Origin of the sequence: Kushneria avicenniae, assembly GCF_900112585.1 — a bacterium.
Classification (GTDB): Bacteria; Pseudomonadota; Gammaproteobacteria; order Pseudomonadales; family Halomonadaceae; genus Kushneria; species Kushneria avicenniae.
The window spans coordinates 362247-377798 of record NZ_FOLY01000003.1 but is presented as its reverse complement, the minus strand read 5'-3'; the positions used below and the strand labels follow the sequence as shown (position 1 = coordinate 377798).

Annotated in this window: 10 protein-coding genes; 5 read left to right on the top strand and 5 right to left on the bottom strand. The window is 54.4% G+C overall.

All coding sequences use genetic code 11. The features are described 5' to 3' along the window. Position 1 precedes the first annotated feature (1 nt). Positions 2 to 1954 carry a protein-disulfide reductase DsbD gene (gene dsbD, locus BM079_RS08150; protein WP_090132799.1) on the bottom strand — a complete coding sequence of 651 codons (1953 nt, stop codon included), beginning with the start codon at positions 1952 to 1954 and terminating at the stop codon, positions 2 to 4. Positions 1955 to 2093: 139 nt separating this feature from the next. On the opposite strand from dsbD, the gene BM079_RS08145 reads away from it, so the two are divergent. Then, a complete protein-coding gene (locus BM079_RS08145) occupies positions 2094 to 2630 on the top strand; it encodes a DsrE family protein (protein ID WP_090132797.1) in 537 nt (178 codons plus the stop codon). Between the two features lie 72 nt (positions 2631 to 2702). Here BM079_RS08145 and lnt read toward each other — a convergent pair whose 3' ends face one another. The 3 genes from lnt to darT all read right to left on the bottom strand — a co-directional run bounded on the left by lnt (position 2703) and on the right by darT (position 6369). After that, positions 2703 to 4184: an apolipoprotein N-acyltransferase gene (gene lnt / locus BM079_RS08140; RefSeq protein ID WP_090132795.1), complete on the bottom strand. Its 1482-nt coding sequence runs from the start codon at positions 4182 to 4184 to the stop codon at positions 2703 to 2705. Between the two features lie 450 nt (positions 4185 to 4634). After that, positions 4635 to 5714, bottom strand: a complete 1080-nt coding sequence (gene darG, locus BM079_RS08135) for a type II toxin-antitoxin system antitoxin DNA ADP-ribosyl glycohydrolase DarG (protein WP_090132793.1) — start codon at positions 5712 to 5714, stop codon at positions 4635 to 4637. Positions 5715 to 5724: 10 nt separating this feature from the next. Continuing rightward, complete coding sequence (gene darT / locus BM079_RS08130) at positions 5725 to 6369, bottom strand: type II toxin-antitoxin system toxin DNA ADP-ribosyl transferase DarT (protein WP_090133278.1); 645 nt, start codon at positions 6367 to 6369, stop codon at positions 5725 to 5727. Positions 6370 to 6576: 207 nt separating this feature from the next. Here darT and BM079_RS08125 point away from each other — a divergent pair, with 207 nt between their 5' ends. From BM079_RS08125 to BM079_RS08110, 4 genes are read left to right on the top strand one after another with little or no spacing between them, the layout of a single operon-like run. After that, positions 6577 to 8022 carry an N-6 DNA methylase gene (locus tag BM079_RS08125; protein ID WP_090132791.1) on the top strand — a complete coding sequence of 482 codons (1446 nt, stop codon included), beginning with the start codon at positions 6577 to 6579 and terminating at the stop codon, positions 8020 to 8022. A gap of 43 nt (positions 8023 to 8065) precedes the next feature. Beyond that, positions 8066 to 9559 carry a type I restriction-modification system subunit M gene (locus BM079_RS08120; protein ID WP_090132789.1) on the top strand — a complete coding sequence of 498 codons (1494 nt, stop codon included), beginning with the start codon at positions 8066 to 8068 and terminating at the stop codon, positions 9557 to 9559. Further along, the gene (locus tag BM079_RS08115) at positions 9547 to 10671 is read left to right on the top strand and encodes a restriction endonuclease subunit S (RefSeq protein WP_090132787.1); all 1125 of its coding nucleotides are present in this window, start codon (positions 9547 to 9549) and stop codon (positions 10669 to 10671) included. The genes BM079_RS08120 and BM079_RS08115 overlap by 13 nt, the downstream gene beginning before the upstream one ends. A gap of 3 nt (positions 10672 to 10674) precedes the next feature. Continuing rightward, positions 10675 to 14088, top strand: coding sequence for a DEAD/DEAH box helicase family protein (locus tag BM079_RS08110; RefSeq protein ID WP_090132785.1), 3414 nt, complete (start codon positions 10675 to 10677; stop codon positions 14086 to 14088). A 227-nt stretch (positions 14089 to 14315) separates the two neighbouring features. Here the strand turns inward: BM079_RS08110 and BM079_RS08105 are convergent, their stop codons facing one another. Beyond that, positions 14316 to 15419 (bottom strand): YagK/YfjJ domain-containing protein, encoded by a 1104-nt coding sequence (locus BM079_RS08105; protein ID WP_175489642.1) that lies wholly within the window; start codon positions 15417 to 15419, stop codon positions 14316 to 14318. Between the last annotated feature and the right edge of the window lie 133 nt (positions 15420 to 15552).

Genomic DNA, 15552 nt, shown 5'->3' with positions numbered 1-15552 from the left:
GTCAGCCCTCCGTGGACTGGTTGGCGTTCTGTCTGGCCTGCGTATAGCGGTCGAGAAAGGCCACGGCATCCAGTTCGCCGATGATGCGGGCGCTGCGCTGTTCCCGACCGTCAGGGCCGAACCACATCAGGGTCGGCGGACCGACGATGCCGAAGTGCTGCATGATCGCCTTGTCCTCGGCGTCGTAATCCGTGACGTCGATACTCAGTCGCTGCACGTCCTGGAGCGCCTCCTTGACGGCCGGGTCGCTGAACACTTCCCGTTCGATGACTTCGCAGGAGACGCACCAGTCGGCGGTGAATTCGACCAGTGTCATCTGGCCGCTGTTGGCGGTGGTCTGGACGCGGCGTTCGAGCGTGACCAGATCCTTCACGTCCTCGAACGCGACAGGCCCGGACTCGCTGGCGTCTTTGGAGGCCGTTGCCACACCGCTCGGGACGTAGACTGAGATGGGTTGCCATGGATTCCTGGCGCCACCGGCGGCACCGATCAGGATCAACGTGCTCCACAGACCGATGATGGCGGCACTGGCTGTCGCAACCTGGCGCAGGACGCCTCCTGGCCTATTGCCATTTGGGTCGTTACCACGTGCCAGAGCGACGAGAGAGATCGCTCCGCCCAGACCCAGTGCGCCCCACAGGCCAAGAACGATGGCATCCGAGAGAATTCGGGCGACGAACCAGATCGCCATGCCCAGCAGCACGAAGCCGAAAAGCGCCTTGACGCGGGTCATCCAGGCGCCAGGGCGAGGCAGCAACTGGCTGCCAAGCGTGCCGATCAGCACCAGCGGAGCGCCCATGCCGAGGCCCAGCGCGAGCAGCGTCACGCCGCCCAGCCACGGATTACCGGTGTCGGCGATGAAGAGCAGAGCGCCGGCGAGAGGAGCAGTCATGCAGGGGCCGACCAGCAGGGCGGAGAGCCCCCCCATGACGGCGACGCCCTTGAGCCGGCCGCCGCGCTGTCTCGACAGTCCCGCATCCAGGTGTTGACGCAGCATCCGCGGCAGTTCGAGCTCGAAGGCACCGAACATGGCGAGCGCCAGCACCACGAACAGCACCGAGAAAATGCCGATGAACCAGACATTCTGGAACAGAATCTGCAGATTGGCGCCGGCCATGGCCGCCGCCACGCCCAGTATTGCGTAAGTGGCAGCCATGGGGAGAACGTAGGCGAGCGAGAGCACGAAGCCGGCGATGCGAGTATTCTCCCCGCTGCGACGTTGGCCGACGATCAGACTGGAGAGGATGGGGATCATCGGCAGCACGCAAGGCGTGAAGGTCAACAGCAAACCCATGCCGAAGAACGCTGCCAGCGTCCAGATCCAGTTGCCACCGGCGAGCTGCGCCGCCAGCTGCTGATCTTCCGCCATCGCCGCGTCTGTCTGGGGCTGATTGGTGAGGCCTGGCGCGACAGATGCTGGTGTCGCGGATGATGAATTCGGCGCATCGGTCGCGGTATCCGTTCCTGGCTCATTCGCGTCGGTGGTGCCGCCCCCCGAGGCACCGGCAACGGATTCCAGATCGAAGGTGCGCTGCTGAGGCGGATAGCAGAGGCCGGCATCGGCGCAACCCTGCCAATGAAGGGTGAGGGTATCGGCTTCCCCGGGCTGCGTGGTCATGCTCAACGCATGACGGTAGATTTCGGAGCGACCGAAGTACTCGTCCTCGATAGTCTCCCCCTCGGGAATATCGAGCGATAGCTCGTGTTCATCGGCCTCAGCGGCGAAGCTGTGGCGATAGAGATAGTAACCGGGCTCAATCTGCCAATTGATGTTTATCTCGTCGCCGTCTTGTATCAGCGTCGGTTTGAAGGCCTGAACCGGTGGCAGGAAATCGCCCTGTTGCCCGAACGGATCCTGCGCCATGGCCAGCGTGGTAACACCGAGCAATACCAGCATCATGATCCAACGGACTCGACTCGACTGCATCAACTTCACCTTGGCTCCTGCCCGCATCAACTGGACTCCTGACTCGATGCCGACAGGTTGGCTCATGGAGATGAGCTGAGGATGAACCCTTGTCATTGTGGTTGGCGGCGTATATTCATTTAATGAATATAATTATTCTTTTGACGAAATTTTGACAGGGGTTGAAATGAACGATCATTCCTTATCGCAGTGGCTCAACTCCATGGGGCTGGTTCGAGGCAAACCTGACAATGCCGAACTGGCGATCCCCTGCTCGCCGCTGCCCGTTGGGCAGGCGGTCGATCAGTGGCTTCCCGCGCCCGGCCAGACCTGTCATGGACTCTTTCAGATTTCTAGTGTGCCCGATGGACCGGATCGAGTGCATAGCGGTGTCATGCGGCTGGTACGAACGCTCAATCTAATGGCTCAGGCCGAGGTGGCGTGTCGCGCCGTGGTCATCGTGGCGGGGCCGGCGACGCCGTGCGTGTTGAAATCTGCAGCTTATCGCGAGCGGATTGCCGAGCCGTCACTCGAGGGAAATCCGAACACACGCTGGTGGAACGTCTTGCGCCAGCAAGGGGTACCAGTTCTGATTTGCCTGCAGGCGCTGGCCGCCCAAGGGTTATCGCTTGAGGAAGTCGAAGCCGGCATCGAGCCTGTTCAGTCGGGCTTGAGCGCGGCGTTGGCACTGGGACGACATGGGTTCGTTCCGCTGAACCTGTAAAAGTGAAAGCATGGCGACATTATAGTTGTAGCTGGGCGAAGATTGAGGCTTCCAGCGCAATCAGTCGCGTAATCACCAAGGCAATCGCCGACGAAAAACTCGTTCCCCGAGCCCTGGTAACACCATCAGGGCGGCAAGCAGCCAGGCTGGCCAGCTACCAACGCGGCTGAATGGTGTCAGACCGGTCATGGGTATGACCTCACCGATGATGCTCGTTGTTTCAAACTGTGGGCTGCGCTCGCGGAGATTGCCCTGATCATCGATGATCGCAGTAACACCGTTATTAGTCGCTCGTACCACGTAACGTCCGTTCTCAAGCGCCCGTAGCCTCGCCATCTGCAGATGCTGCAGCGGTCCGATCGAGCGACCAAACCAGGTGTCGTTGGAGACCGTAAGCAGCACTTTGGCGTCTCGGGCGCGCTCGGCAACCAAATCGGGATAGACGATCTCGTAGCAGATAGCGTTTCCGATAGCGACATCGTGGGTAAAAATCGGTGGCTGCGATCCAGCGCCGGCGCTGAAGTTCGACATCGGAAGATCGAAAAAATCGATTACGTCGCGCAGCATGACGTTCAGCGGAAGATACTCACCGAAGGGAACCAGGTGGGACTTGCGGTACTCGCCCTGCACGGCCCCGATACCGATGACGGCATTGTAGTAATGCTCGTCGCGGTCCTCTTGAACGATACCGGTGAGAAGCGCTGTACCATTAGGGAGCGAGGCCTGCAGGCGATCGAGGTAGGAACGAGCCTGACTTGCAAACATGGGCAGTGCCGTTTCAGGCCAGACGACGATATCGACGTTCATCGGCAGTTGGCGGGTCATCCGAGCATAAATTTCCAGTGCATTACGCTGACCCTCCGGACTCCATTTTTCGAGTTGAGGCAAGTTGCCCTGAATCAGTGCGAAGCGCAGTGGATCGGCAGACTGATGGGTCCACTGAACTGGCATTGCCAGTGTAGCGAGCCAGATCATTGCGATCGGCACCACAGCCCACCAGCGTCGTCGAAAGAACTCGACTAACATTGTCCCCGTCAAAGCGACGATTAATGACAGCAGATAAACCCCACCGATAGGTGCCCATACCGCTATGGGAGAATCTACTTGAGCACTACCCAGCAGCAGCCATGGAAAACCCGTGAATGCCCAGCTGCGAAAGGCTTCGGCCAGCACCCAGATGCCAGCAAAGCTCAGGAATGCCAGCCGAGGTGAGGTGAAATATCGATAGAGTCCAAGGCAAATAGCGGGAAACAGAGCCAGTACGGCGACGAATAGTCCAGTCAGAACGATTGCCAACGATACACTGGTATAGCCATAGTCATGGATCGAGACGTAGACCCAACTGGTACCTGTACCGAATAGAGCGATCCCGAAAAGCCAGCCGTGCAACATCGCCTGTGCCGTGCCCAGGCGATGATGATTTAGGTACATCAACGCCACGGCGAGCGGCCCTAACCACCAGAGGTGGAAAGGTGCAAAGCTCAGCGTTGAGAGACAGCCGGCTACAAGAGCAGCGAGGTAGGCTGGCCAGGTCCGATAGATACATGCTGACATGCACTCCCCTTCGAGACAGGGCTGGGTCAAAGGTAATGAAAATCTTCTCGACGACAGCGATGTAGCAGTACCTGCCTGGGCTCCTGATTAGCCCGACGCTAGTCGTTGACCGCTTCTTTTCGCGCCTAATGGAAGGCCCGGCCTGATGTGAAAGACACCGGCTTGTTGGTTAGCAGGGCCCTGCATCATGACCAGCTTGATAATATCGAGCGACGTGTGCTCATGTTTCTACCAGCGTGCTTGAGAGCTATGGTTTGCGGCCATTTCAACCGGTCTCAGACTGGATAGACTGCTTCGTGGGGATGAGCTCAAAATGAATTCTTCTTTAACTTAATAATAAAGGCATTAGTGACAAAGTAGATGTTTTTATGTCATCAACATAATGCCCAGAATTATTTTTCAATCTTGATTAGACGTTCTTATAGCACTGCCGTTAATTATCAGATAAGGCTAAATAGATAACTGCATAGAAGCGTCTTTAAGCCGATTAAGCGCCAGCTCTACTTTAGGTCGATCAAATAGCTTGAGCTTACGTTGTGCCGAGCCCTTGCCTCCAGGCCAGTGATGAACACTTTCCATAATCGACTCCATGTCTGGGGCTACATTCGATCGAAACAGCAACCAGTCCACTGTCGCCAGTAACTCCATCCCGAAAGGTGACTCGAAGCCATCGATCAGCTCTGCAGTTTTTTCAAGCGCAGGCAAATAAGCTTTCGCCTCGGTTTTGAGATAAAGCTCTACCTTCTCCCGACAAGCGTCATTGAACCAGATGGTATCCAGTGGCCCGCAATCGTTGATGCGTTTCTCGCTGTTCAGGTAGCTCCCATCCAGCCCACTTAATAAATGACGAAGACGGTCGGCATAAGGGCCGTAGCTATTGGCTTCAAAGCGAAGGTCCAACGGGTTGTCCAGGCCTTCTGCTTCAATTGCTCGCTCCAAAAACCATGCCAGTTTCTGGATCTCCAGCAAACTACACTCCATGCCCAGCACCCAGTAGCGACGCACCAGCTCGGCAATCAGAGCCCGGGCCGGGGTTAGCTTTTCCACACCCTGACGCTTCGCCACGTTTTGATATCGAGTTGTAGGCTCAAAAACGATGATTTCTACATCGGTTAGATCTCTCAGGGCTCGCTCAATGTGGGGCTTTACCTCATCCCAATCCAGGCCACCGTTACCCGCACCCAGTGGTGGGATAGCAATAGAGCGCACCTGGTTTCGCTCGATGAAGTTTCGAAGATCGGCCAGACCATCGATGATCCACTGCATCCGAGATTTTGCACGCCAATGCTGCTTGGTAGGGAAATTGACAATCCACCGTGGCCCCATCAACTCGCTGGATTCAGTGACAAACATGCGTCCAGTCTGTACCTCACCTGCCTTGCAGGCATGAGCATAAGCCTCAGTATTGGCAGGGAAGCGCTCCTTGAACATCAGCGCGATGCCCTTTCCCATCACGCCTACCGTGTTAACGGTATTCACCAGGGCTTCAACTTCTGCCTCCAGTAGATTGCCTGTTGTGAAGGTGATCATGATGGTCTCCTCAAAAGTACCAGCTGGGCTTACAGTAGATATCCAACGCGACACTCAACTCATCGGTCTGCTGCTGTAGCTCCAGCTTTACTTCTGGTGTGTAACATATGGCACCCAGCAACGCCTCGATAGGTACATGCTCATGAATCAACGCTTCTGCCTGATAGCGTTCAATCTTTTCTGGATCGTCCGGATCCCGTTGAAAATTGCGCTGCTGAAGTAGTGGCCAATCGATGGCGTGCAGATCTTCCAGGCCGTTGAAATAATTGGCGGTAACCGGATAGGCATGCCGATCGGTAAAGACAAACGGCAGGTTCAACTCTGCTACCTTGTGCAGACTGGATACCAGGATAACGATGTCTTCGTTTCTCAATTGGCGAACTCCACCCCGGCCCGTATGGATGTTGTACATCATTGGCGAGAAAGGCGTGAAGTAGAAGGGGATATAGTCGTTCAATACACCATTCGGTGGCAGTGGCACCTTGCGATGCGCTCGACGATCGATCAGGTCTTCATTGCCGATGGTCATCCATCTGCTTGAGCGCACATTGCTGGTGCCGGCATGCAAGCCATTAGCCAGAATCCATGGCACATTTTGTCGGTGGGTAATCCGCCAAATCAATGCTTTACCGGGATTCAGGCTTTTGTGCGCCATTAGTAGAACATACCTCGACATACCGTAACCTCAAGAGAAAGTCGGCGCTGTGCTACTTCTGCAGCCACTACGCTTTTGACCTGCTCTGTTGGCACATAAATCATGAAGAAGTCAGCAATTATGACAGGTACAGGGGATAAACACTCCGCCATACGGACAATTTTGCACTCAGGGTCGCTATAATTACGTCTCTCCAGTAGCTCCCAAGTGGCTACCCTTGAGTGGCCAGATGCTGAAAGTCTGGTTACAGAGCTGGCCGGTCTGGTTGAGCAGGCACCAGGGCAACATGCACACCAGCTCCAGTTGCCATTACCGCTGGCCAGATTGATGGCAAGGCTGGGCCGAGCGAATGGCCAACGATTGCTTGCCGCCTACCCCATGAGTGATCTGCCGATGGCCCTGGCTGATGAGGCTGTAGAGCGTACCTATGTCAGTGCGTCGCACTCTGCACTGTCCGAGGCTCTAATGCTGATCAGTGGTGCCATGATGGTGACACAGGCTCATGGGACTCACGCAGCTACAGCGCCACAGGCTGATGTCGTGCTGTCGGTCCCGCCTATGGGCGTTAGGATTCCCGATTCAGGAGGCGCCGAGAAGCAGCGACCTCGCCGGTCCGAAGCTGTCGGTCTTCAGGAAGCGCATGAGCTGTCTACACGAAGAGCGGCCGTACTTGGCCCTGCAAGCCTCCTTTTTGATAAGACAGAGTACGCGCTGAGAGAAACGCTTGTCCGTAACGACGCCATCGACATGGTCATTCAGTTGCCTGGTCAAACGCTCCGGGGCACCAGCATCCCGCCTGTTCTACTCGTGCTGGATCATCAGAGAAGACCGAAAGCGCCCATTACCTTTATAGATGCTGCTCGGTTGCTTCCGGATACCTCCCGGCAACGTCTTAAGCCGCTCCATCAGAACTTGGAGTTCTGGGAAGCACTGAACCAGCTCATCGAATTAGGCTCATCAACCAGCGAAGCATCTCGACAGGTCACCCTGAGCGAGATCGAACAAAACGACTTTGACCTGTCGGTGAGTCGCTACGTCGCAGGGGATGCCACTCAGAAGATCAGTGATCTGGAGGAGGCTCGCTCGCTGAACGAGGTGGCCGAAATTGTGCGAGCTCAAGTACTCAAGAGTGAAGAAGGCGATGACGGGCGTCTCTTTATTGAAATTGGCGGTCGCGATATCGACGCGAGCGGACAGATCCATATCGAAGCGCCTTGCAAGGAGATCGTGGTAGCGGGCCGTGCCCGAAAGCGTGCCGAGCAGCAGCAATTACGCCCGGGTGATGTGCTTCTCATCGGTAAGGGCAGCATCGGACGGGTGGCACTGGTGGGAGAGGATTGCGGTGAGAACTGGGTAGCAGGGCAGGTTTTTCTGATCATTCGGGCTCAGAAACGTGATCGGTTGAGACCTGAATACCTCTACCGCTATTTGGCCTCTCCCATGGTGCAGCAGTACCTGAAAGAGATCGTCAGTGGTACGAGCATTCCCGTTCTCAAGGCCAATGACATCAAACACCTGCCAGTGCCGGTACCCAGCTTGGAAGCGCAGGAGCAAGTTGTCGACGTTCATAGCCAGATTATGGAAGAGTACGAGGCCATCAAGGCGCACCAGGCCAAAATCGAAGCGTTATCTCAGCAGTACTGGGCAGTCTGACGAAAGACAGCAGCCCGGAGCCCAATTTATAGAAAGGAAAGTCATGATCACAGGCGATATGAAATCGCGTATTGACCGCATCTGGGACACGATGTGGTCCGGCGGTATCTCCAACCCGATTACCGTTATCGAGCAGCTCACCTATCTGCTGTTCATCAAGCGGCTGGATGAGTTGCACACGCTTAAGGAGCGCCAGGCGTCACGTACAAGGCGACCCATCGAAGAGCCGATTTTCAAGGACTCGCAGAACCATCTGCGCTGGTCATACTTCCGCGAAACAGCACCTGACAAGATGTTCGAGACCGTTCGTGATGAGGTCTTTCCCTTTATCAAGACGCTGGGGCAAAAAGGCGAAGATGACGGTGAGGGTGGCTCGACCTATACCCATCACATGCGCGATGCCCTCTTTCTGATGCCAGCGCCCAGGGTGTTGGCCAGCGTGGTGGATCAGCTCAATGATATCGACATGAGCGATGCCGATACCAAGGGTGATCTCTATGAATACATGCTGGGCAAGATTGCCAGTGCCGGCCAGAACGGCCAGTTCCGCACGCCACGCCATATCATCAAGTTGATGGTCGAGATGACCGCACCCAGCCCCAAAGACGTGATCTGTGATCCGGCCTGTGGCACGGCAGGCTTTTTGATCGAGGCCTCTAAATACCTGAACAAGCACCATAGAGGCGAGATTTATCGGGATGATGCGGCCCGCCGTCGCTTCAATGAAGGCACCTTCCACGGCTACGATTTCGACTCCACCATGCTGCGTATCGGCAGCATGAACATGCTGCTGCACGGCGTGGAAAATCCCGATATCCGCTACCGGGATTCGCTGGGCGAAACCGACGAAAACGATGCTGAAAAGTACTCGCTGATTCTCGCCAATCCGCCCTTCGCCGGTAGTCTGGATTATGAATCCACCGCCAAGGATCTGCTGCGAACCGTCAAGACCAAAAAGACCGAGCTGCTGTTTCTGAGCCTGTTCCTGCGCGTTATGCAGACCGGTGGACGCGCTGCCGTCATCGTGCCAGATGGCGTGTTGTTCGGCTCGAGTACAGCCCACAAGACGCTTCGTCGGCTCTTGGTGGAAGAGCACAAGCTCGAGGGCGTGGTCTCGATGCCTTCAGGTGTCTTTAAACCCTACGCCGGCGTGTCCACCGCCATTTTGTTCTTCACCAAGACGAACTCCGGCGGTACCGACAATGTCTGGTTTTACGACATGCATTCTGACGGGCTGTCACTGGACGACAGGCGTACGCCGCAGCCGGAAAAAAGCGACCTGCCAGACATTCTGGCCCGCTGGAAAAATCGGGACGCCGAGCATGATCGTATACGAACGGAGAAAAGCTTTCTGGTGCCTAGAGCTGAGATTGTCGGCAACGACTATGACCTCTCGATCAATCGCTATAAGGAAGTCGAGTACGAGGCGGTAGAGCATGAGGCGCCGTCGGTAATCATGGAGCGATTGGCAAGGCTTGAGAATGAGATTGCTGAAGGAAGTAAAGAGCTGGAGGAGTTGATTCAATGTGGCCGCTAGTCTCGCTCCCTAGTTTTTGCAAACCAAAGCAGTGGCCAACGATTTCCAAATCCGAGTTTACAAGCGATGGTTATCCAGTATACGGGGCAAATGGAAAAATAGGTTTTCATTCAACATATAACCATGAAGAGCCAACAGTTCTTATAACTTGTCGCGGAGCAACCTGTGGCAGGGTCAATGTTTCTGAGCCAAAATCTTATGTGAATGGTAATGCAATGGCTTTGGATTTTCTTGATGAAGCCAAGGTGCATATAAAATATTTGTATTACTGTCTACAGAACTCAGACTTTGACCAAATTATAACAGGAGTTGCTCAGCCTCAAATCACACGTCAATCTTTGAATCGCCTTCAAGTTCCTTTACCTCCTCTCGATGAACAAAAACGCATCGCGTCCATTCTCGATGCTGCAGATGAGCTACGCGCCAAGCGTCGGGAGTCGATCGCGCAGCTGGATGCATTGCTTCAATCGACCTTTTTAGAGATGTTTGGAGATCCAGTTTTTAACCCATACAACTGGGAAGTGTCAGAAATAAAGAATGTTATTTCTGAAAAGCCTATAAATGGTGCTTACTATTCTAAAGAAGCATACGTAAGCAATGGAACTCGCATGGTGCATATGGCAGATGCATTTTATGGAACAGCAAATTTGGCTGGAATGAGGCGTGTTGATGCTCCACCTCAAGATATCCATAAATATGGGCTTTTCCACAGCGATATTTTAGTTTCTCGCCGCTCACTAAGCTATGAAGGAGCAGCCAAACCTTGCATGATCCCTGCATCTTCTGAACCATTAATATTCGAATCTTCCCTAATACGTTTAAGGTCTAACCAATCTAAATTAAAACCTATTTATTTGTTTTATTTTCTTCAAAATGAGCGTGCTCGATCGAAATATGTTTTGCCGTTAGTTACGCGCTCTACTATTTCGGGTATAAATCAGAAAAATCTGATGCAAGTAAATGTTTTGTTGCCTCCGATTGATCTCCAAGAGCGCTTTGTCGCTATTGTTGAATCCATTGAGAAGCAAAAAGCCAAGATGCATTCTCATCTTAATGAGCTGGATTCTCTTTTCGCCTCACTTCAACACCGCGCTTTTACCGGAGAACTGTAGGTCATGAGCAATTTTGCCTTTCTGCCACGTGAATTCAGCACCGTCGCCGAGTCCGCCACTCTGGCAGAGGGGCATATTGTCGGTGACCCCAGGGCGTCCTGCTTCCATGCGCGCTTTGCGCTGGAAGCGGCCGTGCACTGGCTCTATCGCTTCGATCAGACGCTCAGGATGCCTTATGACCGCAACCTGGGTGCCCTGCTCCATGAGCCGACCTTTCAGAACCTGCTGCCGGAGGCAGTGTTTCAAAAGGCGCGAGTCATCCAGAAGATGGGCAACCAGGCGGTCCATGAGCCACGGCCCGTCAGGGAGAGCGACGCGCGACAGGTGGTAAAAGAGCTGCACCATCTTTGCTACTGGCTGACCCGCACCTATACGCCACAGGCCTCGAGAGATGGCGCGGCCTGGCGGGATGAGCGTGTACCTGCTCCCATGGACAAGCTCGTCGCGGCCGATGTCGTGCCGCGAGCGGAGCTGGAGGGGTTGGAGAAGAGGCTGGCCGAGCAGAACAAGGCCGCGCTCAAGCAGCAGCAGGAGCGCGATGCCCTCGACGCTGAAGAAGTTCAGACGCTGCGTCAGAAAGTGGCCGAGGCCCGCGAAGCCGCCGAGCAGTGCCCGGATACCCATGATTATTCCGAGGCAGAGACACGCGACTATCTTATCGATGTCGAGTTGCGTCGTGCCGGTTGGCCACTGGATAAGCCGGAGGACCGGGAGTACGGGGTCACCGGGATGCCGAACGCCAAAAATGTCGGCTATGTGGACTATGTACTGTGGGGAGACAACGGCAAGCCACTGGCCGTGGTCGAGGCCAAACGCACGACGGCGGACGCTGCAGTCGGACAACAGCAGGCCAAGCTGTATGCCGACTGTCTGGAAAAGATGCACGGCCAGCGCCCGCTGATCTTCTACACCAATGGCTATGAGACCTGGCTGTGGGACGATGAGTCTTACCCACCCCGTCAGGTCGCAGGCTTTTATACCAGGGATGAGCTGTCGCGCGTCATTCTGCGACGCCAGCAGCGCAAAACGCCGGATGCCACTGTTATCAACAGTGACATTGCCGGGCGCTATTACCAGAAGCGCGCCATTACCAGCATCTTCAGCCAGTTCGACCAGGCCCGTCGCAAGGCGCTACTGGTCATGGCCACCGGCACAGGCAAGACCCGTACCGCCGTGGCACTAGTAGATGCACTACAGCGTACTGGATTGGTGAAGCGGGCGCTGTTTCTGGCCGATCGGGTATCACTGGTCAACCAGGCCGCCAATGCCTTCAAGACCCACCTGCCTGATGCCAGTCCGGTGAATCTGGTGACCGAAAAGCATACCGAAGGTCGGGTTTATGTCTGCACCTACCCCACCATGATGGGGTTGATTGATGACATGGATGGCGACAAGGCTCGTTTCGGACCGGGCCATTTTGATCTGATCATCATTGATGAGGCGCACCGCTCGGTTTATCAAAAGTACGGTGCCATCTTCCGCTATTTCGATTCGCTGCTGGTTGGTCTGACCGCCACACCCCGTGAGCAGGTCGATAAAAATACCTACGATCTTTTCGAACTGGAGCCAGGCGTCCCCACGGATGCCTATGAGCTCACTCAGGCCGTCAAGGACGGCTTTCTGGTCCCGCCCAGAGTTCAGCAGATCGACCTGAAGTTTCCCAGTCAGGGGATCGACTATGAGCAGCTCAGCGATGAGGAGAAAGCCGAATGGGAAAGCCTTGACTGGGGAGACGATGCAGAAGAGGAAGGCATTCCCAGTAAGGTCAACGCGCCAGCCATCAACAACTGGCTGTTCAACAACGACACCATCGACAAAATGCTTCAGCACCTGATGGAAAACGGCTACCACGTGGATGGTGGCGACCGGCTGGCAAAAACCATCGTTTTCGCGCGCAATCATGAGCATGCCAAAGCCATCGAAGAGCGTTTCAATCATCACTACCCCCAACACGCTGGGCAATTCGCACGTATCATCGATAATAAAGCCAAATATCCGCAAAGCCTGATCGATGACTTCTCACAGCCGGAGAAGGCGCCCCATATCGCCATTTCGGTTGATATGCTGGATACCGGCATCGATGTGCCGGAGGTCGCCAACCTTGTGTTTTTCAAACCGGTCTATTCAAAGATCAAGTTCTGGCAGATGGTTGGCCGAGGGACCCGCCTGTGCCCCGGTCTGTTCGGCCCCGGTGGTGAGGAGGATGAGAAAAAGGATTTCCGGGTATTCGATTTCTGCTTCAACTTCGATTTCTTCAAGGAGAATCCGGAAGGTATCGAAGCCAGCGGCGGTGTGCCACTCGGAACGCGACTGTTTCGGAGTCGCGTTCAGCTATTGAGCCATCTTCAGGCCACGCCGGATCTGGATGCTGAGAAGCAACTCACTTCCAAACTGGCCGATGCACTGCAGGCAGAAGTGTCGGCCATGAACCCTGAAAACTTCATCGTGCGCATGCATCTGGCCTCCGTGGAGACCTTCAGAGAGCGCGATAGCTGGAATCAGCTCGACAACGAAGCGTGTCAGACGCTGATCAATGATGTTGCTGGTTTGCCTACAGAGCAGGAACCCGAGCAGATCGAATCCCGTCTGTTCGATCTCACGGCTCTTCGCATGCAGCTGGCTCACATCGAGGGCGATACTGCGACCTTTGAGCAGCTGCGTCGCCGCGTGGTTGAGATGGCGTCGCTATTGGAGGAGAAAGCCTCGGTACCACTGGTCAAGGCGCAGCTGGGTTACCTGCAGGCGCTGGCAGATGCCGGATTCTGGGAAGGCATCAACGTTAATATGCTGGAAGAGATGCGTTTGCGCCTTCGTGAATTGACGCCCTTTCTGGACAAGAAGCGCCGCCCCATCGTCTACACCGATTTCAAGGATGAAGTGCTGGGCGTACGCAATGAAGAAGTCTTTGAGCTGCCAAAGATGACCGGCGTTCAATATGCCCGGAAGGTAGAGGCTTATCTGCAGGAGCATCTCGATAATATTGTCATTCACCGACTGCGCACCAATCAGCCGATGACCCAGACTGATCTGGAAAGCCTGGAGACAATGCTCACTACCATCGGTGAAGAAGACGGTGAAGAGCTGCTTCAAAACCTCATGGCGCAGCATGAGGCGCCGTCACTGGCCCATTTCATTCGTGGACTGGTAGGAATGGACAACGAAGCCGCCAAGGCAGCCTTTTCGCAGTACCTCTCTGATCACAGCCTGACTGTTCCACAGATGCGCTTTATCGAAATGGTTATCGAACAGCTCACCGCCCGCGGCGTCATGGACGCCAGCGCGCTCTATGAAGCTCCTTTCAGCAGTGTGCATGCCGGTGGGCCGGATGCCCTATTTGCCGATAAGGATAACGTGATTGAAGGGATCTTCGAGGCGCTAGAAGCGACTCAGCCGAAGATCGTGACGAAGGCAGGATGAGGGCGGTTCTCTAGATGTTTGCAGAGCCTCTTCAGCTCTAACGATTAATCAGCCATCAAATGGACAAAGTAGGCATGCATCGAAAGATAGCGCCCTGAGCCTGGTTTAGTGGGGCCTCCAGAAATGATGGAGGCCTTTGGCCAATTGTGCGACCCCAGCAAGTAGAGGGCAGGTTTATTGTGAATCAAACCTGCTTCTATGGTCCTTGTGACCTTACATTGCCTGAATCAATAAAGACGCGGCCGGCCGCCGCATTTCTCTGATGCACGGGGTGTTGAGCTGGTCTGAAACGTTCGGCCTTTTACTGCAAGAGAGACGTATTCATCGACTTTGGTGAGATAGGCTGCAATTTTATCCAGGTGCTCCCTTTTCAGGTCGTCTGAATAATGTATGTCACCGAGCGCGTTGTATCGATAGTTGCTGCCACCGCTATGGTTGCAGTTGAAATACATCCCTTGATTGTTAGTGAGCCTTCTCCAAAGCTCACCAATATTCCTTCCCAGCGCAATATCCCTGCGTACCCGGTTACCGTCAAAGAAGAAAACGAAGTGATAATGGAACCCTTTTTTAGGTCGCCATTCCAGCTTCCATGCGTAACCTAGAAGGTGTTCGAACATCGGGTGTGAGTGAAACATTCGACAGAATTTTTTTCGGTGATAATCGGCTGTCTCATGATCTATATAGTATCCATCAGTCTCGCTATAGCCTAGGTCGATACGTACCACCAGTAGGCGGCTGCAGCAGCCAAAAAGAGAATCTACCAGACGAAAGAATCTTCTGTAATTGTCGCGACTGTTTCTTTTTAGGCGGGCGTGTTCAATGCCAAATGATGGTAATGATAGGTGTTGATGCCACGACCATAATCTCTGATTCAGGTCATCAACCACCTGCTCGGCAGCTGATCGCGTCATCGGTAGAGGTTCTTCCATGGTTGACGTGTGGAGATATGAGCAGCTCTTAAATGCCTGCAAAAAGCTTTTGGTATAGGGAGGTGACTGTAAACTGTAAGCGCCCTCATTATGGTCAAGTATCCCTGTAAGGCTTGCCACAATACTCTGCAACTCGTCCAGTAGCGGATCATCTGCCAGTTTTACCAAGCCGCTGCCACAGGGGGTAGACTGAATCACAGTGGCAGGGTCAAACCATAGGTGAGAGCTAGTAAGCTGCTTGAGTCTTTCCTCGATTTCAATCAGAGCTGCAAGCTGCTGATTTTGATTTGGCTGAGTTGATGGGTCCCACAATATCTGCTCGTCATGGTAATCCATATTCAGATCATTCAAAAAATACGATATGTCATCATTGGCAATGTAGTCGTCGGTGGGGTTGTGCATGGGGTGCTCCTGGCTACGGTTGGTTTTCCTCGTAGCATTCCCCATGGTTGTAAAAACAAACCTTTTCTGACTGAAAGCTGATGAGCCTCGCCAATGAATACAAGGCCCCTGAGGCAATCAGGGGCTTGAGCCT